Consider the following 21,634-nt stretch of genomic DNA (forward strand, 5'->3'; position numbering starts at 1 on the left):
CAAGGCCGCCCGTCGGATGGACCGGGCTGGCCGGCGGACACGAGGTCGACACGTCGACACCTCGACCGGGCCGGACCCGACCGCCGCGACCCCGGCGCGGCCTGGTCACAGCGGGACGCCCAGCTCCGAGTGGGATGCTGGACGGCGGTCGCGCCGACGGGTGCGCGACCGGGTCGGCGCGGGTCGCCGGCGACGACGACCCGGGGTGACCCGGACAGCGCGGAGGTGGGGCGTGCCGGCAGTGGTGGCGACCGGCACGGTCGAGGCGGAGCGCCCGAGCGCCCCGCCCGCGCAGCCACGACGCCGGCTGCCCTGGCGCACCGCACTGGCCGCGGCCGGCGGCCTGGCGATGTTCCTGGCGTTCCCCGGTCACGACGTCTGGGCGCTCGCCGTGCTCGGCCCGGCCGCGCTCACCGTGGCCGTGCACGGGCAGCGGGTCCGCGGCGGGCTCTGGCTGGGGCTCGTCCTCGGCCTGGTCTTCTTCGTCCCGCTGCTGTCCTGGACCGGCATCTACGTCGGCGCCTTCCCGTGGCTGGCCCTCGCCGTCGCCGAGACGCTGTACCTGGCGCTGCTGGGCGGGGCGGCCGCCGCGGTGTCCCGGCTGCCGGGCTGGCCGGTCTGGACGGCGGCGCTGTGGGTGGCCCAGGAGGCCCTGCGCGGCCGATGGCCGCTGGGCGGCTTCCCCTGGGGCCGGCTCGGCTTCAGCCAGGCCGAGGGACCGTTCACCGCGTTCGCCGCCTACGGCGGGGTGCCGCTGGTGAGCTTCGCGGTCGCGCTCACCGGCACGCTCCTGGCCGGCGCCGCGATCACCCTGGTGCGGGGCCGGCACGGTCGACGGCCCGCCGCGCTCACCGCGGTGGCCGCACTGGCCCTCCCGCTGCTGGGCACCGCGGCCGCCCTCCCGCTGGCCGGCTCCTCGCTGACCGAGGGCGGGCCGACCCGCACCGTGGCGGTGATCCAGGGCAACGTGCCCCGCGCGGGGCTGGACTTCAACGCCCAGCGCCGCGCGGTGCTGGACAACCACGCCGGCCAGACGGTCGAGCTGGCCGACGCGGTCGCCCGCGGCGAGGCCGCGCAGCCGGACATGGTGATCTGGCCGGAGAACAGCTCCGACATCGACCCGTACAGCAACCCCGACGCCGCCCGGGTGATCAGCCGCGCGGCCGCCGCGATCGGCGCCCCGATCCTGGTCGGCGCGGTCGTCGACGGGCCGGGGGAGAAGATCTCCAACACCGGCATCGTCTGGGACCCGGTCACCGGTCCGGGGGAGACCTACGTCAAGCGGCACCCGGTGCCGCTGGCCGAGTACGTGCCCGCGCGGTCGTTCTTCCGGTTCTTCAGCCCGCTGGTCGACCGGGTCACCGACTTCGCGCACGGCACCCAGGACGGCAACCTCACCATCGCCGGCGCCAACGTGGGCGACGTCATCTGCTTCGAGGTCGCCTACGACGGGCTGGTCGGCGACGTGGTGGACGGCGGCGCGGAGATGATCGTCGTGCAGACGAACAACGCCACCTTCGGCTACACCGACGAGACCGAGCAGCAGCTCGCGATGAGCCGGCTGAGGGCGGTCGAGTTCGGCCGGACGGTGCTCGTGGCGGCGACCAGCGGCATCAGCGCCGTCGTCGCCCCCGACGGCACGCTCGTGCAGCGCTCGGAGCTGTTCACCGCGGACACGTTCGTCGAGGAGATCGCCCAGCGAGACTCCCGCACCGTCGCCGAGCGGCTGGACGCCTCACCGGAGTGGGTGCTCACCGCACTGGGCGTGGGCGCCGTCCTCGCGGTCGTCGTCCGGCGCCGGCTGGCCGCCCGGTGACGGGGCGACCGGCCGTCCCCGGGCCGGTGCTCGTCGTCATCCCCACCTACGACGAGGTCGACAACCTGGGCGCCGTCCTGGACCGGCTGCACGCCGCCGTGCCCACGGCGCACGCCCTGGTGGTGGACGACGCCTCGCCCGACGGCACCGGCGAGCTGGCCGACGCCCGCGCCGCCGCCGACGAGCGGGTGCACGTGCTGCACCGGGCGGGCAAGGCCGGGCTGGGCCCCGCGTACGTGGCCGGCTTCCGTTGGGCGCAGCAGCACGGTTACGGCGTCGTGGTCGAGATGGACGCCGACGGCTCGCACCCGCCCGACCGGCTGCCGGCCATGCTGACCGCGCTGGCCGACGCCGACCTGGTGCTCGGCTCGCGGTACGTGCCCGGGGGCTCGGTGCTGGACTGGCCACCGCACCGGCTGGCGCTCTCCCGGCTCGGCAACCTCTACACCCGCTGGGCGCTGCGGCTCCCGCTGGCCGACGCCACCGGTGGGTTCCGGGCCGCCCGCATGGAGCTGGTGGCCGCACTGCCCTTCGACGAGGTGGCCAGCCAGGGCTACTGCTTCCAGGTCGACTGGGCCTGGCGGGCGGTGCGCAGCGGTGCCCGGGTGGTGGAGGTGCCGATCGCCTTCAGCGAACGCACAGCCGGCCGGAGCAAGATGAGCGGTTCGATCGTTGGAGAGGCACTGGCACGGGTGACCTGGTGGGGCATCACGGACCGGCTGGCCGACCGGCTGCCGGGCCGGGTGCGCCGTCCCGTGCCGGCACGGGCCCGCGACGGGCGGCGACCGACGGTCCTCCGGTAGGGAGGGCCCGCCACCGACGGGCGGAGGAGGAGCGCAGATGGCGATGGGTGACAGGGCGATCGGCGACCGGGCGATCGGCCACCCCACGACGCGCCGACGGGGGCAGGGTCTGCGCACCGCGATCGGGTTGGCCGCGCTGGCCGAGGTCGCCGTCTACGTGCTGGTTGCCGCCCAGATCGGGCTGGGCTGGACGATCCTCGCCACGCTGGTCACCAGTGCGCTGGGCTGGGTGCTGCTGGCCCGCCAGGGCACCAAGGCGCTGGGCGAGCTGCGGCTGCGGGCCCAGGAGCACCGGGCTCCCGGCCGCGCGCTGGGTGACGCCGGGCTGGTCGCCGCCGGCGGCCTGCTGATGGTGCTGCCCGGCTTCCTCGGCGACCTGCTGGGCCTGCTCTGCCTGCTCCCGGTCACCCGCGCGCTGCCGCGGGCGCTGATCGCCCGGTTCGTGGCCCGCCGGATGCCCGCGCACCTGCGCGGCCCGGTGCGGGTCCGCTCGGTGCGCACCGAGCCGGTGGGCGCCCCGGGCGAGCCGTTCCGCGCCGGTCCGGCGTCCCGCGCGGGCGGCCCGGTGATCGACGGTCAGGTCGTCGAGGGGGACGTGGTCGACGACCGGGGGACGCCGGGCGACCGCTCCTGACCCCGGACGCACGAGAGCCCCAGCGGGTCCTCCCGCTGGGGCTCTCGTGTCGTTCGGTGCCGGCCCCGCGGTCAGCGGGGCCGTGCGTCAGCTGGCGCGGGTGCGCCGTCCGCGGAGCACCTCGAGGCGCTCGGCGAGGACCTCCTCGAGGTCGTCGACGGAACGGCGCTCCAGGAGCATGTCCCAGTGCGTGCGCGGGGGCTTGACCTTCTTGGGAGCCGGCTCGGAGCCACCGACGAGCTTGGCGGCCGAACCGTCGTACTTGCACTCCCAGGTGTCGGGGAGCTCCGCGTCATCGGCGAAGGGCACCGTGACGAGGTGCCCCTGGGCGCACCGGTACTCGGCGTACTGCCGCTCGATGGGCGCGGTGTTGCGCTCGGTCTCGTAGCTCACGCTGCCCAGTCGGCTTCCGCGCAGGGAACGCTCGCCCATGGCACACCGTCCTCTCGTGCTGTGGTGGTCAGTCCTGGACTGCCCGGGCAGCCGCATGCTCACGCATCCGGTGCGGGGTGTCGCAGGGGTCAACGACAGATGAAGGAAAGAGATTCCGTGTCGTCAGCGCAACATCATCGCACGGGGTGAGGTATCGGTGCCCCACCACCCCCGAAGGGTGATCGTGCGGGCACTCAGCGCAGCGCGAGCTGCCCGGGGCCGGTCTGCGTCGGCCCCAGCTGCCCGCGGGTGTAGTGCCGGCGGCAGAGCACCTGGTAGCGGACGGCCTGCTCGCCCCCGCCGCTGTCGCCGCCACCACTGTCACCCTCGCCGTCCTCGGCGGTGACGGGGGCCGCGGCCGGCGCGGTGTCCGCGACGACCACCGTCGCGCCCTCCCGCACCATCGCACCGCCGACCACCCGGGCGTTGAGCAGCCCGCGCAGCCCGCACCAGCACAGCACCTCGACCTGCACCCGCTGCACGTCGTCGGCCAGCTCGAACAGCCGCTGCGTGCCCGGGAACAGCCGGGTGCGGAAGTCGGTGGTCAGGCCGAACGCGTAGACGTCCACGTGCGACTCGTCGACCAGCTCGGCCAGCTGCTCCACCTGCGCGCCGGTCAGGAACTGCGCCTCGTCCACGATCAGGTAGTCGACCCGCTGCCCGGCCGCCCAGCGGTCGCGCACCAGCAGCCGGACGTCGACGTCGCCGTCCAGCTCGAGGGCGTCACGGCACAGCCCGACGCGGGAGCTGATCTGCGGGCTGCCGGACCGGTCGCCCTGGGTCAGCAGCAGCCCGTGCCGGCCCTGCCGGCTCTGGTTGTGGTCCACCTGCAGCGCCAGCGTCGACTTCCCGCAGTCCATCGGGCCGTGGAAGAACACCAGGTGTGCCGGCGCGGGGTGCCTGCGCCGGTCGCCGGCGGACGGGACGACGGCGGGCTGGCCCAGCGGTGAGAGGGCGGGGGAGGGGGTCACAGACGCTCCGGCGGTGTGTTGCCGGCGGCCACGATGGCCTGGCGCATGTCCAGCCGGAGCAGCAGCCAGCCACCCAGGACGAAGAACAGCACCAGGCTGAAGATGGCGTACCGGTAGGACTCGGTCAGCTGGTAGGTGAGGGCGAAGAGGAAGGGGCCCAGCCAGCTGGTGCCCCGGTCGCTGATCTCGTAGAACCCGAAGTACTCGGCCTCCTTGCCCGGCGGGATCAGCTGGCTGAACAGCGAGCGGGACAGCGCCTGCGTGCCGCCCAGCACGAAGCCGATGACCACGGCGAGCAGGTAGAACTGCACCGCGGCGCCGGCCTGGACGAAGTAGGCGGCGACCAGGACGCCGACCCAGACCACGAGGCTGCCCAGCACGGTGCGCTTGGCACCGACCACGGCGGCGACCCGTCCCAGCCCGATCGCGCCGAAGAAGGCCACCACCTGGACCAGCAGGATGGTGGACACCAGCGTGGTCTGGGACAGGTCGAGCTCCTCGGCGCCGTACTGCGCCGAGACGCCGATGATCGTCTGCACCCCGTCGTTGAAGAGCAGGTAGGCGGCGAGGAACCACAGCGTCAGCCGGTAGTTCCGCAGGTCGCGCAGCGTGGCGGCGAGCTGCCGGAAGCCCCCGGTCAGCGGACCGGCGCCGGTCACGCCGACGACGGCTGACTCCCGCGGCCGCCGGTTGCGCAGCAGCGAGACGCTGACCAGCGTGAAGCCCGCCCACCAGACGCCGGCCGAGGCCAGGCAGATGCGCACCGCCTCGCCCTCGGTGAGCCCGAGGGACTCGTACTGGGTGAACAGCACCAGGTTGCCGGCCAGCAGCAGCGCACCGCCCAGGTAGCCGCACGCCCAGCCCCGGCTGGAGACCGCGTCCCGCTCGTCGGGGCCGGCCAGGTCGGGCAGCCACGAGTAGTAGACGACGGTGGCCGCGCCGAACGACAGGTTGGCGACGATGAACAGGACGGCGCCCAGCAGGTACCGCTCGTCGGCGACGAAGAACAGCCCCATCGTGCACAGCGAGCCCAGCCCGGCGAAGGCGGCCAGCAGCTGCCGCTTGGCGCCGCTGCGGTCGGCGACCGCCCCGGTGAGCGGCAGCACGAACACCTGCAGCAGCACCGACAGCGACAGCACGTACCCGAACCAGCTCCCCGGCGGGATGCTGATCCCCAGGGGGTGGATCCGCCCGGCGTCGTCCGCCGCGGCCTCGGCGATCGAGGTGAGGTACGGGGCGAGGAAGACCGAGGTGACGGAGGTGTTGAACACCGACATCGCCCAGTCGTAGGAGTACCAGCCGGCACGCTCGCGCCGCAGGGCGCGATCGGGGGTGGCGGCGGGCTGGTCGGCCTGCGGGACGGCGCTCACCGGCGCAGGGTGCCAGTCGCCGGGACGGCGGTCCAGCACCGGCACCGGACGGCGTCCGCGCCGCCGGGCGGGGCGTTGCGCCCGGGCCGCACCGTCACGGGACGTCGGGCGGCACGACGCCACCGGAGAAGGCCGCCACCGCCGAGGTCGGCCGGCGCCGGTCGCCAAGCACCCGGTCGCCAAGCACCCGGTCGCCAGGCACCCGGTCGCCATGCACCCGGTCGCCAAGCACCCGGTCGCCAGGCACCCGGTCGACCAGCCTGGTCACGTCCCGGTCCACTCGCCCCTGGAGACGAGCAGGTCGCGCAGCATCGCCGGCCGGTCGGTCATCACCCCGTCGACGCCCAGGTCGAGCATCTCGGTGGCCTCCGCCTCGCTGTCGACGGTCCACACGTGCACCTGGAGGCTGCGGGCGTGCGCTGCGGCGATGAACCGCTCGTCCACCAGCGGGCGGCCACCGAGCGCGAGCGGCACCTGGGCGCAGCCGGCCTGGATCCGGACCAGCCCCGCGGCGCGCGGCGAGTACGAGGAGAGCCGCAGGGCGGCCACTCCCTTGGGCCCCAGCGAGGTGCAGACCTCCGGGCCGAACAGCCGGCGTGCGGCCGCGATCCGGGCGTCGGAGAAGGAGCCCAGGCAGATCCGGTCCTCGACCTTGAGCCGCCGGACGGTGCGGACCAGCGGCGCCAGCACACCGGCCGCCTTGATGTCGAGGTTGAACCGGACGTCCGGCCAGGCGCCCAGCAGGTCCTCCAGGAGCATGATCGGCTCACGACCGCCGATCAGCGCGGTGCGCATCTCCCGCCAGGGCAGGCTCTCCACCCGGCCGGTGCGGTCGGTGACCCGGTCGAGCGTGGGGTCGTGGAAGACGACCAGTTCACCGTCGTAGGTGACCCGGACATCGGTCTCCAGGTAGCGGTAGCCCATCGCGACGCAGGCCTCGAAGGCGGGCTGGGTGTTCTCCAGGTGTTCGATCGCGCCGCCGCGGTGGGCCATCGCCACGGGGGTCGGGCCGTCGAGGAAGGCGTAACGGGACCCCGGCACACCACCACGCTAGTGCGGCGCCCAGCGCGCCCGGCGCAGGGTGTCCCAGCGGACCCGCGACCGCGGGTGCGGGCGTGTCCACCCCGGACTGTCGGAGGTGACGTCTACCGTCGCTGGCGTGGCGGGAGAGCAGGGTGCCCACGCCCGTCCGACGTCTCGGACCCGGCGTGCGGAGGGCGAGGAGCGACGGTGCGGCTGGTGCCGCAACGTGCTGCCTGCGCAGGAGTCGGTCGGCCGGCCGCGGCTGTACTGCGGGCAGGCCTGTCGGCAGCGTGCCTACGAGCAGCGGTCGGCCACGGCCAAGGCCGGGCTGTCCGACGACGTCGTCCTGGTGACGCGCGCGGAGCTCGACGGCCTGCAGGACAGGCTGTACCAGCTGCGCTGTGCCATCGAGGACGTGCAGACCCTGCTCACCGAGAAGCCGACGAAGGCCGAGCTCGAGCGGTCGCTGGCCGACCTGGTCCGGTCGACCGGTCGGCTCGACCGGCTGTGGCTCAACGGCCGGGCTGCCAGCTGACCTGACTCGACCCACCCGGATGTTGCGTCACAGTGACGCAAGTCACCCGGGCTGGGGGTCGCCGGGGGAGCGGTCACGCCCACCCGGCGACACGGCTCAGTTGTCGGTTCCCGAGTCCTCGTCGCGCTCGGAGTCCTCGTCGCCGTCGGAGTTGTCCGGCAGGTTCCCCTGGGATGCGCCACCCGGGTCGTCTCCGCCGCTGTTGCCGCTGTCGGTGTCGGTGGTCCCGTCGTTCCTGTCCTCGCCGCCGCCGGCCGCGCTGCACGCAGTCAGCGTGGCCGGCCCGCCGGCCAAGGCGAGAGCGACGAGCAGGGCGGTCACCGGGCGTCGGATGTTCATGTCACGACCCTATGAAGGGATCGACGCGACCGCCCGTCGAGAGGCGCCCTGCAGTCGACCATTTCGTCAGAGTGACGTATTCAAGCCGGTAGCGGTTGAACAGGGCGAGGAAGGAGGAGGGGTCGACCGGGGGTTACCGCGGGCACAGGACGAGCCGTGGAGGGCTCGGTCGATCTCGTGGTCAAGATCAACTCATGGGGGAGTCGGATCGACGATCATCGGGACCCGACGAGTCGGCCACCGGTCCGGAGATCGGCAGCGAGACGTCCGGCTCGGCGGGCGGCCCAGGTGGACACCGACCGAGCACCCACCGGGGTGTGCGACCGGAGTCGTCGTCGAGTCAGCCGCCGAGCGACCGGGAGCCGTCGTCGAGCCGACCACGGAGCGCGGCAACCGGTTGATCCGCCTGGACTGGGGTCAGTCTGGCATCAGCGCACCCCTTCCAGACCCTGGTCCAGCGCGCCGATAATCGACATTATGTCAAGTAGTGCGGTTCGGGACGGCGGTCCGGCCTCCCACGGTCCCCGTCTCCGCTGACACGTCGACGCCGCGACCTGACACCCAGCGCGGTCGACCTCGCTGTGCAACACCGCACTGCTCGCTGCCGCTACGTTGCGCAGATGCAACGACGCACCCGGCTCCTGGCACTCCTGCCACTCGTCATCGCGTGTTCCCTGGGCGCCTGTTCCGGCGGCGACGAGATCGCCGCCGACCCACCCGTCGACGAGGCCATGGACATCGCCGGTGACGCCCTCACGGCGTCGGGCGCGACCCTCCTGGGCGCGGTGGGTGGCGACAGCCGGACCGGGTCGACCGCGTCGACGACCCTGCCGGCGGGCGGCACCCTGACCACGTTCGCCGCCTGCACCGGTGGCGGGTCCATCGAGCTGGACCTCGGCGGCGTCACCGAGGTCCAGCTCGACTGCGACGGCCAGGCCCACCAGCTCGACGACCTCGTCGTGCCGGCGCACGGCAGGCCGGTGTTCGGGGTGACCGAGCCCACCGACGTGGCCTCGACGTGGGGCGTCGCCTTCGCCGAACGCTGAGGAGGCCTGACCGCCCATCCCAGCTCGGCTCCCCTGCTGCCAGCGCGCGGCCGGCCCGACGGCGCGGGTGGTGCCCTCAGCCGCTGAAGGTGACCTCGTGGGCGTCGACGACGGCCGCGGTGCGACCGGGGGCTGCCTGGAACTGCCAGTACAGGTTGGTGTGCGCGATGACCTGCTCGGCCGGCGGCGCGCCCCAGGCGCTCTTGTCCCCCGCGGTGTGCGCGTCGCCCACCAGCGTCACGTCGTAGCCGCGGGTGAACGCCCCGTGGATGGTCGACCGGATGCAGGCGTCGGACTCGGCGCCGGCCACGACCAGCCGGCCGACACCGGCGGCGGCGAGCACGCTCTCCAGGTCGGTGCCCTCGAACGAGTCACCGAACGACTTGTGCACCAGCGGCTCGGACTCCGCCCGGACCAGCTCGGGCACGTACTGCCAGTCGTCGCTCCCCCGCACCAGCTCCTCGTCGGAGTGCTGCACCCAGACCACGGGCACGCCCTCGCCACGCGCCCGGTCGACCAGCGAGCCGATGCTGGTGACCACCTCGTCGCGCCGGGGCGCCTCCGCCACGACGCCCTGCTGGACGTCGATGACGACCAGGGCGGTGTTCGGTCGATCGGGCAGCGTGGTCATGGCGGTCTCCCCTGCTGGTCGGCGGGTGGTGCGACACCGCGCACGCTAGACCCGGCCACCGACGGGATCGGCCGGCCCGCGCCTCCGCACGGTCGCACCGGCCCGAACCGGGGCCGGGCGCCGATCGTTCACCTGGTCGCCATCCGGTCGGCTTGTTGCAAGCCACGGGCAACAACTAGGTTCTGCGAACAGCTCGCAACAACACCGTCCGCGGACCGCCCGATCGGAGCACCTCGTTGACCCCGCAGCACGTCCGCCCCGCCGTCCTGGGCCTGGGCCTGGCCGCCCTCACCGCACTGGCCGGCTGCAGCGCCCCCGGCTCGGCCGGCGACGGCGACGCCGAGCAGTCCCGCCGCCTGGTGCTGGCCGACGCCTACGAGCCCGAGGCCCTCAACCCGGTGGCCGGGCACGGCGAGACCGGCTACTCCAAGGTCTACGACGGCCTCGTCCGGCTGCAGGGCGGCTCCGGCCTGCCCGAGCTGGAACCGGCGCTGGCCGCCGAGCTGCCCACGGTCGACGAGGCGGGCACCACCTGGACCGTGCCGCTGCGCACCGGGGTCGAGTTCTCCGACGGCACGAGCTTCGGCGCCGAGGACGTGGTGGCCACCTACGAGGCCGTGCTCGACCCGGCGTCGGCCTCCCCCATCGCCACGAACTACGCGATGGTCGCCGAGGTCACCGCCGTCGACGAGCAGACCGTGCAGTTCCGGCTGGCCTACCCCTACGCGGCGTTCCCGACCAAGCTGCTGCTGGGCATCGCCCCCGCCGAGGCGCTCGCCGTCCCGGGGCCCGCCGAGGAGTCGGCGCTGAACACCGAGCCGATCGGCACCGGCCCCTACCTGCTCACCGAGCGGCGGGGCGACCGCACCGTCTACACCGCGAACCCGGAGTACTGGGACGGCGAGCCGGAGGTCGAGGAGCTGGTCGTCGTCTACGTGCCCGACGACAACACCCGCGCGCAGCGGATGGCCAGCGGCGAGTTCGACGGCACGACGCTGCCGCCGCTGCTGGCCGACACCCTCGCCGAGACCGACGGGCTCAGCGTGGTCGGCCACCCCAGCGCCGACACCCGCTCGGTCTCGCTGCCCGCCGGCGACCCGGTGACCGGTGACCCGGCGGTCCGGCTGGCGCTCAACCACGCCGTCGACCGGGACGCGATGGTCGAGTCGATCCTCGGCGGCCACGGCGTGCCCGCGTACACCCCGGTGCCCGAGGTGCTGGGTGAGGCCCACGCCCCCGACGCCACCTTCACCCACGACCCCGACCTGGCGCGGCAGCTGCTCGACGAGGCCGGCTGGGCGCCGGGTGAGGACGGCGTCCGGGTGCGGGACGGCGTCCGGGCGGAGTTCACGCTCATGTACTTCCCGGAGGAGACGCTGCGCCGCGACCTCGCGCAGGCCTTCGCCTCCGACGCGTTGGCCGTCGGCGTCGAGGTCGACCTGGAGGCCGTCGACCGGCCGCAGTTCCGGCCGCGGATCCCGGTGGACGCCGGGCTGCTCGGCGGCGGTGACGTGCCCTACGACCCGGACACCCAGCTGTACGCGGCGCTGCACAGCGTCTACACCCAGGACGGCGTCGGCGGCCCGTTCGACAACCCGAGCGACTACGCGAACCCCGCGGTGGACGCGGCGCTGGACGAGGGCCGGCGCAGCACCGACCCGGCGGTGCGGACGGCGGCCTACCAGGAGGTGCAGCGGGAGTTCGTCGCCGCTCCCCCGGCGGTGATGCTGGTCTTCCTCGAGCACGTCTACGTCATGCGGGACGGCGACTGGACCGGCACCGAGCCGGTGCTCGAGCCGCACTCGCACGGGGTGAGCTGGGGCCCGTGGTGGAACCTGCGCGAGTGGCGGCCGGCCGGGTGACGACCGCTCCCCCGCTGCTGGGCGACGCCCCGGCGGAGACGCCCCCGGCGCCCGCCGGCGCGAAGGGCCGCGACCGGTCCCGGCGGGCCGCCGCGGCCCGGATGGCCGGCCGGCGGCTGCTGTTCGCCGTCCCGGTGGTGCTGGCCGTCTCCGTCGGCGTCTTCGCGGCCGCGGCGGCCTCCCCGTTCGACCCGCTGGCCGGCTACCTCGGCGACCGCTACCTGACCGCCAGCCAGGCCGCGCAGGACGACCTCGCCGCACAGCTGGGCACCGACCGCCCCTGGTTCGAGCAGTACCTCTCCTGGCTGGGTCACCTGGTCACCGGAGACCTCGGGACGTCGCGGTCGTTCGGCCAGCCGGTGGCCGACGTGCTGGCCGAGCGGCTGCCCTGGACGCTGCTGCTGGTGGCGGTCGCCCTGCTGCTCGCCGTCGTCCTGGCCCTGGGGCTGGGGACCTGGACGGCGGCGCACCGCGGCGGCTGGGTCGACCGGCTGGTGACCCCCGGCTGCCTGCTGCTCCAGGGGCTGCCGCCGTTCGTGGTGGCGCTCGGCGCGGTGGCGGTGTTCGGCATCGGGCTGGCGTGGCTGCCGGTCGCGGGGCTGACCGACGCCGGCGCCGACCTCTCCGTCGGCCAGGTCGCCCGGCACCTGGTGCTGCCGGCGCTGGTGCTGGCGCTCAGCCAGCTGCCGTGGCTGCTGCTCAACGTGCGCCAGTCGCTGCTGCGGGCGCTGACCGAGGACCACGTCACCGGCGCCCGGGCCCGGGGGCTGGCCGAGCGGACCGTGGTGGCGCGGCACGCGCTGCCCACCGCCCTGCTGCCGTTCGTGACCCTCCTCGGCGCCCGGCTGCCGGAGCTGGTGGTCGGGGCGGTGCTGGTCGAGGAGGTGTTCAGCTGGCCGGGGCTGGCGCAGGCGGTGGTCACCTCGGCGACCGAGCTCGACTTCCCGCTGCTGGCCTTCCTGACCCTGCTGACCACGGTGGCCGTGCTCGTCGGCTCCCTGGTCGCCGACGTCGCCTACGTGCTGCTGGACCCCCGCGTGGCCGCAGATGGGTGACCGGCGGCTGGTGGTGGGCGTTGCGGTGCTGGCCGGACTGGCCGCCTACGCGGTGCTGGTGCCGTGGGTGGCCGGGGTCGACGACCGGGTCACCGACTTCGCGGCGGCCCGGCAGGCGCCGTCCTGGGCGCACCTGTTCGGCACCGACTCCGCCGGCCGCGACCTGTTCGTGCGCACCGCGGCCGGGCTGCGGGTGTCGCTGCTGATCGCGGCGGTGTGCGCGGTGCTGTCGACGGTGATCGGTGCGCTGGTCGGCGCGCTGTCGGCGGTCGCCGGCGGCTGGGTCGACCGGCTGGCCATGCGGGTGGTCGACGGGGTCAACGCGGTGCCGCACCTGCTGCTGGGCATCGTGCTGGTGGCGTTGTTCCGCGGCAGCCTGGTGGCGATCATCGCCTCGATCGCGCTGACCCACTGGACGCAGGTGGCCCGGATCGTGCGGTCGGAGGTGCTGTCGCTGCGCGACCGGCCGCACGTCGACGCCGCGGTGCTCGGCGGGGCCACCCGCTGGCGGGTGGTGCACCGGCACCTGCTGCCCGCCGCGCTCCCCCAGGCGCTGGTCGCCGCGGTGCTGCTGCTGCCGCACGCCGTCTGGCACGAGTCGACGCTGAGCTTCCTGGGGCTCGGGCTGCCGCCGCACCGCGCCAGCCTGGGCACGCTGCTGGAGGAGGCGCGCAGCTCGCTGCTGCTGGGCGGCTGGTGGACGCTGGTCTTCCCCGCCCTCGGCCTGGTGCTCGCCACGCTCGCCGTGGCGGCGGTCGGCTCGGGGCTGCGCGACCGGGTGGCCCTCCCCCGCCGGGCGGAGGCCACGCTGTGACCCCGGCCCTGACGGTCCGTGACCTGACCGTCCGCTTCCCGCTGCCCGGTCGCCGCCGCGCACCGCGCCGGGTCGTGCACGCCGCCACCGACGTCTCCTTCGACCTGCACGCCGGCCGGGTGCTGGCGCTGGTCGGCGAGAGCGGCTGCGGCAAGTCGGTGCTGGCCTCGGCGCTGCTCCGGCTGCTGCCCGGCAACGCCGTCGTCACCGGTTCGGCCGTGCTGGGCGGGAGCACGCCGGTCGACGTCCTGACCGCCGACGAGCGGGTGGTCGGCCGGGAGGTGCGCGGCCGCCGGGTGGCCCTGGTGCCGCAGTCGGCGGCGACCTCGCTCACCCCGGTGCGCACCGCCCGCAGCCAGCTGGAGGAGACGGTGCGGGAGCTGACGCCCGGCGTCGACCCGCGGGCCCGCGCCGACGAGCTGGCCGACCGGGTCGGGCTGGCCCCGCACCAGCTCGACCTGTTCCCGCACGAGCTCTCCGGGGGCATGGCGCAGCGGGTCGTGGTGGCCCTGGCACTGGCCGGCGACCCCGCGGTGGTGCTGGCCGACGAGCCGACCGCCGGGCTGGACCGCCCGCTGGCCGACCGCACGCTGCAGCTGCTGCGCACGGTCGCCGACGCCGGCTGCGCGGTGCTGCTGATCACCCACGACCTCGGTGGGCTGCTGCGCGCCCCGGAGGTCGCCGACGACCTGGCGGTGATGTACGCCAGCCGGCTGATGGAGACCGGCCCGGCCGCCGCGGTGCTGGCCGCGCCGGCGCACGACTACACCCGGGACCTGCTCGGTGCACTGCCGGCCGGCGGACTGGTGCCCATCCCCGGCCACCCCCCTGAGCTGACCGACCTCCCCGCCGGCTGCGCCTACCACGCCCGCCGCCCGGAGGCGGGCCGCTGCGACGGCGGGGCGCTGCACGGCGGGGGCCTCCGCTCGGCCCGGTGCCGTCCCCTGGCGGTCACGTCGTGCTGACCGGCCGCGGGATCGTCGTCGGGCACCGCCCGGGCGTGCCGGTGCTCGACGGCACGGAGCTGTCGGTGGCCCCCGGTGAGGTGGTCGGGCTGGCCGGGCCCAGCGGCAGCGGCAAGTCGACGCTGGCCCGGGTGCTGGGCATGCTGCTGGCCCCGTGGTCCGGCGCGGTGGCGGTGGACGGGGTGCCGGTCACCGGCGTGCGGTACCGGGTGCCGCGGGAGCTGCGCGGCACCGTCGGCATGGTGTTCCAGTCACCGCGGCTGTCGGTCGACCCGCGGCTCCCGCTGGCCGCGGTGGTCGCCGAGCCGCTGCGGGTGCCCGGGACGCCGACCGCGGGCCGGCGGGGCACCGCGCTGCGCGACCGGCGGGTGGCCGAGCTGGCCGAGCGGGTGGGCCTGACCGCCGACCTGCTCCCCCGCCGCGCGCACGAGGTCAGCGACGGGCAGCTGCAGCGCGCCTGCCTGGCCCGGGCGCTGGCCCAGCAGCCGCGGTACCTGATCTGCGACGAGATGACCGCGATGCTGGACGCCTCCAGCGCCGCGGCGCTCGTCGCCGCACTGCGGGACGACGTCGCGACCGGCCGGCTCGGGGTGCTGGCGATCAGCCACGACGAGGACCTGCTGGCCGCCTGGGCCGACCGGACCGTGCGGCTGACGGCCGCGTCGGCCGGCGGTGCGGCGCACCGCGCCGCGGGTGCGGGCACCCCCGAGCACTGGTAGTCAGGGACGGCGCGCCCGGTGGCCCCGCGCCGCCGGGCCACTTCCCCGCCGTGGCGAGCGGCACCCGAGGTGCCGCCGGGCAGCAGGCGCCGGGACGACGCCGCACCGCCCCCGCGCCATCCCCGACCGAGAGGACCTGCCCATGCCCAGCCGGATCGAGGACTACGGACTGATCGGGGACCTGCAGACCGCGGCGCTGGTCGGCAAGGACGGCTCGATCGACTGGCTGTGCCTGCCGTCCTTCGACTCGGCGGCCTGCTTCGCCGCGCTGCTCGGCGACGAGCGCAACGGGCGGTGGCGGCTCGCCCCGGCCGGCGGGGGCAGCTGCACCCGGCGGCGGTACCGCGGCGACTCGCTGGTGCTGGAGACCGAGTGGGAGACCCCGACCGGGACGGTGCGGGTCATCGACCTGATGCCCCCGCGCGGGCAGAGCGCCGACGTCGTCCGGATCGTGGAGGGCGTCTCGGGCCGGGTGCCGATGCGGCTGGACCTGGTGCTGCGGTTCGACTACGGCCACCTGGTGCCCTGGGTGCGCACGGTGGACGGCGACCTGGTCGCCGTCGCCGGCCCGGACGCGGTGTCGCTGGCGACGCCGGTGCAGTTGCACGGGCAGGACCACACCACCACCGCCGAGTTCGAGGTCACCGCCGGCGAGCGCGTCCCGTTCGTGCTGACCCACTCCGCCTCGCACCTGCCGCCGCCCGAGCCGGTGGACGCCGAGGAGGCGCTGGCCGGCACGGAGGCGTTCTGGGCCGAGTGGATCGGCCACTGCACCTACGACGGCGAGTGGGCCCCGGCGGTCCGCCGCTCGCTGATCACCCTCAAGGCGCTCACCTACCGGCCCACCGGCGGCATCGTCGCCGCCGCGACCACCTCGTTGCCGGAGGAGCTGGGCGGCAGCCGCAACTGGGACTACCGGTACTGCTGGCTGCGCGACGCGGCGTTCACCCTGCAGGCGCTGCTGGGCACCGGGTACCTGGAGGAGGCGCGCGCCTGGCGGGAGTGGCTGCTGCGCGCCGTCGCCGGCGACCCCGCGGACCTGCGGATCATGTACGCCCTGGACGGCTCCCGGCGGATCCCGGAGTACGAGCTGCCCTGGCTGCCCGGCTACGAGGGCTCGGCCCCGGTGCGGGTGGGCAACGCCGCCGCCGGGCAGTTCCAGCTCGACGTCTGGGGCGAGCTGCTCGACGGGCTGCACCTGGCCCGGGAGTCCGGCCTCTCCCCCACCGCGGACGCCTGGGCGGTGCAGAAGGAGCTGCTGGCCTTCCTGGAGGGCGTCTGGGACACCCCGGACAGCAGCCTGTGGGAGGTCCGCGGCGAGCCCCGGCACTTCGTGCACTCCAAGGTGCTGGCCTGGGCCGGGGTCAACGGCGCGATCGAGGCGGTGGAGCGGCACGGCCTGGACGGGCCGGTCGACCGGTGGCGGGAGCTGCGGCAGCGGATCCACGACGACGTCTGCGCCCGCGGGTACGACCCCGAGCGGCGCACCTTCACCCAGTTCTACGGCTCGCAGGGCCTGGACGCCGCGCTGCTGCTCATCCCCCAGGTCGGCTTCCTGCCCTGGGACGACGAGCGGGTCGTCGGCACCGTGGAGGCGGTGCAGCGCGAGCTGACCTCCGACGGCTTCCTGCTCAGGTACCACACGCACGCCGACGGCCGGGTCGACGGACTGCCGGGTGACGAGGCGCCGTTCCTGCTGTGCAGCTTCTGGCTCGCCGACGCGCTCAACGGCATCGGCCGCACCACCGAGGCCCGCGAGCTCTTCGAGCGGCTGCTCGGGCTGGGCAACGACCTGGGGCTGATGAGCGAGGAGTACGACCCGCGGACCGGGCGGCACCTGGGCAACACCCCGCAGGCGTTCAGCCACGTCGGCCTGGTCAACACCGCCCGCCACCTCAGCGGCGGGGTGCGGATGCCCGGCGAGCACGCCTGAACCGGTCGGCGGCGGGCGTTCCCCCGCCGCCGACCGGGAGGTCAGGCGATCTCGGACCGCTGGATCCGCAGCCAGCCGAGGGTCATCGGCAGCAGCACCCACAGCGCCACCGAGGTGCCGAACTGCAGCCAGCCCTGCGCGTCGACGTCCCCCTCGAACAGCGGCATCGAGGTGGTCGAGAGGTCCAGCCAGTCACGCACCCAGTCCAGCGCCGACACGAGGTTCACCAGGAGGGTGAACACCGTCGGCAGGACGAAGTACAGGACGATCGCCAGCGGCGAGCTGAGCAGCAGCATGCCGAACGCGACACCGGCCAGCACGCTCACCACCTGGACGGCGGCCACCTGGCCCACCAGCGCACCACTGATCCCCCAGTCGCTGTCCAGGTCGGTGACGACCGGGGTCAGCAGCGTGGCGAGCGCGGAGGCCAGGGCCGCGGCGAGCACGCCGAGCAGGGCCAGCACCGTGGCGGCGAGGACCTTGGCGACGAGCACCCGGGAGCGACGCGGCACCAGGGTGAACGTCGTCATCGCGGTGCGCTGGGACCACTCGCTGGTGACCAGCAGGATGCCCAGCACCGGCAGCAGGATGCTGACCGGCAGCTGGGTGAAGGTGAAGTGGTCGGTGAACGTCTTCGGCGCGTCCTCGACGAACAGGGAGAGCGCGACGACGGCGAGCACGGCCAGCCCGATCACGATCAGCAGCCAGCGACCGGCGCGGGTGTCGTGGGACTTGCGCAGCTCGACCCGCGTCAGCGTGAGCATGGACGGCGCGCTGGGCGCGGTGCCGGTGCGGGGACGGTCGGCGTCCAGGGTCGCGGTGCTCATGCCAGCACCTCCTGCACCTGCTGGTCGCCGCCGGTGCCGGTGAGGGAGCGGAAGAGGTCCTCCAGCCCGCCTCCGCCGGCCGGGCGCAGCTCGGTGAGGACGACGCCGGCGGCGGCCACCGCCTGACCGACGGCGAGGGGCTCGGCGTCGGCGACCAGCGCGTCGTCCGGGCCGGGTGCGACGCCGATGCCGGCCACCTCCAGCGCCTTGACGAGCAGGGCCCGGTCCGGCCCGCGCACCAGCGTGCCCCCGGTGCCCGCCAGCAGCTCGGACTTGCTGCCCTGGGCGACGATCCGCCCACCGGCGATGACCACCAGCTGGTCGGCGACCGCCTCGACCTCGTGCAGCAGGTGCGAGGAGAGCAGCACCGTGCCGCCGCGGTCGGCGAAGCCGCGCAGCAGGCCGCGCATCCAGAAGATGCCCTCGGGGTCCAGGCCGTTGGCCGGCTCGTCGAGCACCAGCACCTGCGGGTCACCGAGCAGCGCGGTCGCCAGGCCCAGCCGCTGGCGCATGCCGAGGGAGTAGTTGCCCAGGCGCTTGCCCGCCGGGCGACCGGCCAGGCCCACCCGGCCGAGGACCTCGTCGACCCGCTCCTATCCGACGCCCAGGACCTTCGCCGACAGGGTGAGCACCTCCCGGCCGGTGCGGCCGGCGTGCTGCGCGCCGGCGTCGAGCAGCACGCCGACCTGGCGCCCGGCGTTGGGCAGCTCGCGGTAGTGCTTGCCGTCGATGGTCGCGGTGCCGCTGGTCGGGTCGGCCAGCCCGACCAGTGTCCGCATCGTGGTGGACTTGCCGGCTCCGTTGGGGCCCAGGAAGCCGGTGACCGTGCCCGGTCGGCAGGTGAAGGAGACGTCGGAGACGGCGACCTGCGCGCCGTACCTCTTCGTCAGGTGCTCGATCGTGATCATGGCGCCGACCCTGCTCCCCTCCCCCGGCCCGGCACATCCGTCTTTGGTCGACGATCTGCCCACCGGGCCGGGGCGCGGACCCGCCCGAGGGCAGACCTTGGTCGGTTCCGGGGACAGGCTCCCGTCCGTAGCCTCGTCCGGGTGAGCGTCGCCATCCGACCAGGGCAGGACGCCGGACGACCCGGCACGGACGTCGGCACCGGCGTCGAGCACCCCTCGCTGGTGCCGGCCCAGCTGCTCGGGCAGCCCGGCTCGCCCGAGCGGGGCCCGGACTCCGCCACCTCCACGGCCGGCCGGCACCGGGTCCGCCGTTCACTGCGGGACTGGGCCGTGGACCTGGCGTGCTTCCTGCTCTCCGTCGCCGGGGGCATGGTCTTCATCGGGGTCGCCCTGGAGGAGCCGTCGCCGCCCTCGGGCCTGCTGGTCCTCGCCGACCTGGTCGCCGGTTCGCTGGGCTGCCTGCTGCTGTGGTGGCGGCGCCGGTGGCCGGTGCAGGTCGCGCTGCTGCTCGCGGCGATCGGCTCCTTCTCCGACATGGGCAGCGTCGCGGTGATGATCGCCCTGTTCACCGTCGCCGTGCACCGGCGGCTGCCGACGGTGCTGGTCGTGGCCACGGTGCAGCTCGCCGGTTTCGCGGTCTACTGCGTGCTGCGCCCCGTCCCCGACATCCCGGACGCGGTGGTGGCCGGCTTCGGCGTGGTGGTGACCGCCGCGGTCGTGGCCTGGGGCATGTTCGTCCGGGCCCGCCGCCAGCTGGTGCTCTCCCTCCAGGAGCGCGCGGTGCGCGCCGAGACCGAGCAGCAGCTGCGGGTCGAGCAGGCCCGGGACACCGAGCGCACCCGGATCGCCCGGGAGATGCACGACGTGCTGGCCCACCGGCTCTCGCTGCTGAGCATGCACGCCGGCGCGCTGGAGTTCCGGCCCGACGCCTCCCCGGCCGAGGTCGCCCAGGCCGCCGGCGTCGTGCGGGCCAGCGCCCGGCAGGCGCTGGAGGACCTCCGCGAGGTGATCGGGGTGCTCCGCCACGGCGGGGACGGCGACCCCGGCACCCGGCCGCAGCCGACACTGGCCGACGTGCCGGTGCTGGTCGAGGAGAGCCGGCGGGCCGGGGTGCGGGTGCGCGCGGAGTACCGGGTGCCCGAGCTCGCCGCCGTCCCCAGCGGGGTCGGCCGCAGCGCCTACCGGGTGGTGCAGGAGGGGCTGACCAACGTGCGCAAGCACGCTCCCGGCACCGTGGCGACGGTGCTGCTCGAGGGCGGCCCGGGCGCCGGCCTGGTCGTGGAGCTGCGCAACCCGGCGCCCACCGGCGGGGAGAACGCCGCCCCGCTGCCGGGGGGCGGCACCGGCCTGGTCGGGCTGCTGGAGCGGGTCAGCCTGGCCGGCGGGCACCTGGCGCACGGCTGGACGCACGACGGGGAGTACCGGCTGCGCGCCGAGCTGCCCTGGCCGGCCGCGCAGCCGGCGGTGCAGCCCGCCGGGCAACCAGCGTGACCGCCCCGGTCCGGGTGCTCGTCGTCGACGACGACCCGCTGGTCCGTGCGGCCCTGGCGATGGTGCTCGGCGGTGCCGACGACCTGACGCTGGTCGGTGAGGCGGCCGACGGCGCCGAGGTGCCGGCGGCCGTGGCACGGACGTCCCCCGACGTCGTCCTGATGGACATCCGGATGCCGCGCACCGACGGGCTCACCGCCACCGAGCAGCTCAGCCAGCAGCGCGACGCACCGGAGGTGATCGTGCTGACCACCTTCGACGCCGACGACCAGGTGCTGCGCGCCCTGCGGGCCGGGGCCAGCGGCTTCCTGCTCAAGGACACCCCGCCGGCGGCGATCGTCGACGCCGTCCGCCGGGTCGCCGCCGGCGAGCCGATGCTCTCCCCCACCGTCACGCGCCGGCTGATGGCGCACGTGGCCACGGCCGGACCGGCGGCCCCCGGCGACGACCGCCGGACGCTGGCCCGGGCGCGGCTGGACCTGCTCAGCGACCGCGAGCGGGAGGTCGCCGTCGCCATCGGCCGCGGCCTGTCCAACGCCCAGGTGGGCGCCGAGCTGTACCTCAGCGTCGCCACGGTCAAGGCGCACGTCTCCCGGCTGCTGGTGAAGCTGGAGCTGACCAACCGGGTGCAGATCGCCCTGCTCACCCACGACGCGGACCTGGTCTGATGGCCGCCCTCGAGCTGACCAGCGCGGCGGGCGGCAGCGGGACGTTCGGCTGGTTCTACGCCCTGGTGTCCGACCCGGTCTGGCAGGCGGTGGTCGCGGTCGGCCTGGGCGTCCTGGTGTTCGTCGTCGGCACCTGGTGGCAGCGGCGGCACGGGGACGACTGACGCCCGGGCCTCAGCGGTCGCGCCAGTGCCGACCGCGCAGCCACCACTCCAGCCGCCGGGTCACCCACGGCAGCAGCAGGTAGGTCATCACCGGGGTGAGCGTCAGCGTCATCACCGCGACCCGCAGGACGACGTGCAGGTCGGCCAGCAGCGCACCGAGGGTGACCGTGGCCAGCAGGTTCAGCGGGAAGAAGACCAGCCAGATCGTCGTCGCCTGCTTCCAGCGCGGCGGAGCGGCCGGCGGGCTCACCGCCTGCGGCAGCTCGGTGGCCGCCTCGACCGGCGGGTCGAACCAGCCCTCGATCCCGGTGCGCCGCTCGGTGCGGGTCATCTCGGCCAGGCCCTGGGCCGAACCGAGCCACCAGCGCCGCTGCGGGCTGGCCTCCCAGGCGGCCAGGCTGGCCGGTGAGTCGAAGCGGCACAGCATGTGCCACTCGTCGGCATCGTGGCGTGGGCGGACCCAGCCACCGCCGAGGAACCCGGGGAAGTCCTCGGCCATCGTCAGTCCCGCCTGGATCCAGGCGGTCATCTCCACCGCGTGGGCCGGGTCGGCCCGCCGGGTGAACGAGACGGTCACCGGCAGCTGCGGGGTCTCCGCGAGCGCCGGCGCCGGGGCAGTGCTCTCCAT

The 21,634-nt window shown here is 75.0% G+C and carries 23 protein-coding genes and 1 pseudogene; 14 read left to right on the forward strand and 10 right to left on the reverse strand.

Going from position 1 to position 21,634, the window contains the following annotated elements; all coding sequences use genetic code 11:
- Positions 1 to 232 precede the first annotated feature (232 nt).
- Genes lnt through ACJTNH_RS06220 form a run of 3 tightly spaced genes read left to right on the forward strand, consistent with a single transcriptional unit; the run spans position 233 to position 3,253 of the window.
- Positions 233 to 1,816 (forward strand): apolipoprotein N-acyltransferase, encoded by a 1,584-nt coding sequence (lnt, locus tag ACJTNH_RS06210; protein ID WP_458173669.1) that lies wholly within the window; start codon positions 233 to 235, stop codon positions 1,814 to 1,816.
- Positions 1,813 to 2,619, forward strand: a complete 807-nt coding sequence (locus ACJTNH_RS06215; RefSeq protein WP_458173671.1) for a polyprenol monophosphomannose synthase — start codon at positions 1,813 to 1,815, stop codon at positions 2,617 to 2,619. The genes lnt and ACJTNH_RS06215 overlap by 4 nt, the downstream gene beginning before the upstream one ends.
- Before the next feature lie 37 nt (positions 2,620 to 2,656).
- Positions 2,657 to 3,253 carry an FxsA family protein gene (locus ACJTNH_RS06220; RefSeq protein WP_458173673.1) on the forward strand — a complete coding sequence of 199 codons (597 nt, stop codon included), beginning with the start codon at positions 2,657 to 2,659 and terminating at the stop codon, positions 3,251 to 3,253.
- An 87-nt stretch (positions 3,254 to 3,340) separates the two neighbouring features.
- On the opposite strand, the gene ACJTNH_RS06225 is transcribed toward ACJTNH_RS06220, so the two are convergent.
- The 5 genes from ACJTNH_RS06225 to ACJTNH_RS06245 form a co-directional block, all read right to left on the reverse strand.
- The gene (locus tag ACJTNH_RS06225; protein WP_222194908.1) at positions 3,341 to 3,685 is read right to left on the reverse strand and encodes an RNA polymerase-binding protein RbpA; all 345 of its coding nucleotides are present in this window, start codon (positions 3,683 to 3,685) and stop codon (positions 3,341 to 3,343) included.
- 194 nt (positions 3,686 to 3,879) lie between these two features.
- Entirely contained in the window at positions 3,880 to 4,656 is a 777-nt protein-coding gene (locus ACJTNH_RS06230) for a thymidine kinase (RefSeq protein ID WP_458173675.1), read from the reverse strand.
- Entirely contained in the window at positions 4,653 to 6,026 is a 1,374-nt protein-coding gene (locus tag ACJTNH_RS06235) for an MFS transporter (protein WP_458173677.1), read from the reverse strand. The genes ACJTNH_RS06230 and ACJTNH_RS06235 overlap by 4 nt, the downstream gene beginning before the upstream one ends.
- A gap of 94 nt (positions 6,027 to 6,120) precedes the next feature.
- Positions 6,121 to 6,294: a hypothetical protein gene (locus ACJTNH_RS06240; RefSeq protein ID WP_458173679.1), complete on the reverse strand. Its 174-nt coding sequence runs from the start codon at positions 6,292 to 6,294 to the stop codon at positions 6,121 to 6,123.
- The gene (locus tag ACJTNH_RS06245; RefSeq protein ID WP_458173681.1) at positions 6,291 to 7,067 is read right to left on the reverse strand and encodes a glycerophosphodiester phosphodiesterase; all 777 of its coding nucleotides are present in this window, start codon (positions 7,065 to 7,067) and stop codon (positions 6,291 to 6,293) included. Before ACJTNH_RS06245 ends, ACJTNH_RS06240 begins: the two co-directional genes overlap by 4 nt.
- A 208-nt stretch (positions 7,068 to 7,275) precedes the next feature.
- Between ACJTNH_RS06245 and ACJTNH_RS06250 the strand changes: the two genes are divergently transcribed.
- On the forward strand, positions 7,276 to 7,584 hold the full coding sequence (locus tag ACJTNH_RS06250) for a hypothetical protein (RefSeq protein ID WP_458173683.1): 309 nt from the start codon (positions 7,276 to 7,278) through the stop codon (positions 7,582 to 7,584).
- 96 nt (positions 7,585 to 7,680) lie between these two features.
- Here the strand turns inward: ACJTNH_RS06250 and ACJTNH_RS06255 are convergent, their stop codons facing one another.
- Positions 7,681 to 7,923, reverse strand: coding sequence for a hypothetical protein (locus ACJTNH_RS06255; protein ID WP_458173685.1), 243 nt, complete (start codon positions 7,921 to 7,923; stop codon positions 7,681 to 7,683).
- 620 nt (positions 7,924 to 8,543) lie between these two features.
- Here ACJTNH_RS06255 and ACJTNH_RS06260 point away from each other — a divergent pair.
- Entirely contained in the window at positions 8,544 to 8,969 is a 426-nt protein-coding gene (locus ACJTNH_RS06260) for a hypothetical protein (RefSeq protein ID WP_458173687.1), read from the forward strand.
- Positions 8,970 to 9,045: 76 nt separating this feature from the next.
- Here the strand turns inward: ACJTNH_RS06260 and ACJTNH_RS06265 are convergent, their stop codons facing one another.
- Positions 9,046 to 9,600 carry an isochorismatase family protein gene (locus tag ACJTNH_RS06265; protein ID WP_458173689.1) on the reverse strand — a complete coding sequence of 185 codons (555 nt, stop codon included), beginning with the start codon at positions 9,598 to 9,600 and terminating at the stop codon, positions 9,046 to 9,048.
- A gap of 236 nt (positions 9,601 to 9,836) precedes the next feature.
- On the opposite strand from ACJTNH_RS06265, the gene ACJTNH_RS06270 reads away from it, so the two are divergent.
- From ACJTNH_RS06270 to ACJTNH_RS06295, 6 genes are all read left to right on the forward strand, one after another.
- Positions 9,837 to 11,462 (forward strand): ABC transporter substrate-binding protein, encoded by a 1,626-nt coding sequence (locus ACJTNH_RS06270; protein WP_458173691.1) that lies wholly within the window; start codon positions 9,837 to 9,839, stop codon positions 11,460 to 11,462.
- Complete coding sequence (locus ACJTNH_RS06275) at positions 11,429 to 12,517, forward strand: ABC transporter permease (protein WP_458173693.1); 1,089 nt, start codon at positions 11,429 to 11,431, stop codon at positions 12,515 to 12,517. The genes ACJTNH_RS06270 and ACJTNH_RS06275 overlap by 34 nt, the downstream gene beginning before the upstream one ends.
- Positions 12,510 to 13,331 carry an ABC transporter permease gene (locus ACJTNH_RS06280; RefSeq protein WP_458173695.1) on the forward strand — a complete coding sequence of 274 codons (822 nt, stop codon included), beginning with the start codon at positions 12,510 to 12,512 and terminating at the stop codon, positions 13,329 to 13,331. Before ACJTNH_RS06275 ends, ACJTNH_RS06280 begins: the two co-directional genes overlap by 8 nt.
- Positions 13,328 to 14,296 (forward strand): ABC transporter ATP-binding protein, encoded by a 969-nt coding sequence (locus tag ACJTNH_RS06285; protein ID WP_458173697.1) that lies wholly within the window; start codon positions 13,328 to 13,330, stop codon positions 14,294 to 14,296. The genes ACJTNH_RS06280 and ACJTNH_RS06285 overlap by 4 nt, the downstream gene beginning before the upstream one ends.
- Entirely contained in the window at positions 14,290 to 15,015 is a 726-nt protein-coding gene (locus ACJTNH_RS06290; RefSeq protein ID WP_458173699.1) for an ABC transporter ATP-binding protein, read from the forward strand. Before ACJTNH_RS06285 ends, ACJTNH_RS06290 begins: the two co-directional genes overlap by 7 nt.
- Before the next feature lie 142 nt (positions 15,016 to 15,157).
- Entirely contained in the window at positions 15,158 to 16,948 is a 1,791-nt protein-coding gene (locus ACJTNH_RS06295) for a glycoside hydrolase family 15 protein (RefSeq protein WP_458173701.1), read from the forward strand.
- A gap of 41 nt (positions 16,949 to 16,989) precedes the next feature.
- Here the strand turns inward: ACJTNH_RS06295 and ACJTNH_RS06300 are convergent, their stop codons facing one another.
- A complete protein-coding gene (locus ACJTNH_RS06300; RefSeq protein ID WP_458173703.1) occupies positions 16,990 to 17,775 on the reverse strand; it encodes a hypothetical protein in 786 nt (261 codons plus the stop codon).
- Positions 17,772 to 18,683: pseudogene (locus ACJTNH_RS06305) on the reverse strand (ABC transporter ATP-binding protein). The gene ACJTNH_RS06300 and the pseudogene ACJTNH_RS06305 overlap by 4 nt, the downstream one beginning before the upstream one ends.
- Before the next feature lie 141 nt (positions 18,684 to 18,824).
- On the opposite strand from ACJTNH_RS06305, the gene ACJTNH_RS06310 reads away from it, so the two are divergent.
- The 3 genes from ACJTNH_RS06310 to ACJTNH_RS06320 are packed head-to-tail and all read left to right on the forward strand — an operon-like array spanning position 18,825 to position 21,006.
- Complete coding sequence (locus tag ACJTNH_RS06310; protein ID WP_458173705.1) at positions 18,825 to 20,174, forward strand: sensor histidine kinase; 1,350 nt, start codon at positions 18,825 to 18,827, stop codon at positions 20,172 to 20,174.
- A complete protein-coding gene (locus ACJTNH_RS06315; RefSeq protein ID WP_458173707.1) occupies positions 20,171 to 20,842 on the forward strand; it encodes a response regulator in 672 nt (223 codons plus the stop codon). The genes ACJTNH_RS06310 and ACJTNH_RS06315 overlap by 4 nt, the downstream gene beginning before the upstream one ends.
- Positions 20,842 to 21,006 (forward strand): hypothetical protein, encoded by a 165-nt coding sequence (locus tag ACJTNH_RS06320; protein ID WP_458173709.1) that lies wholly within the window; start codon positions 20,842 to 20,844, stop codon positions 21,004 to 21,006. Before ACJTNH_RS06315 ends, ACJTNH_RS06320 begins: the two co-directional genes overlap by 1 nt.
- A gap of 10 nt (positions 21,007 to 21,016) precedes the next feature.
- Here the strand turns inward: ACJTNH_RS06320 and ACJTNH_RS06325 are convergent, their stop codons facing one another.
- Positions 21,017 to 21,634 (reverse strand): antibiotic biosynthesis monooxygenase, encoded by a 618-nt coding sequence (locus ACJTNH_RS06325; RefSeq protein WP_458173711.1) that lies wholly within the window; start codon positions 21,632 to 21,634, stop codon positions 21,017 to 21,019.

The sequence above is a fragment of the Modestobacter lacusdianchii genome, assembly GCF_054177765.1.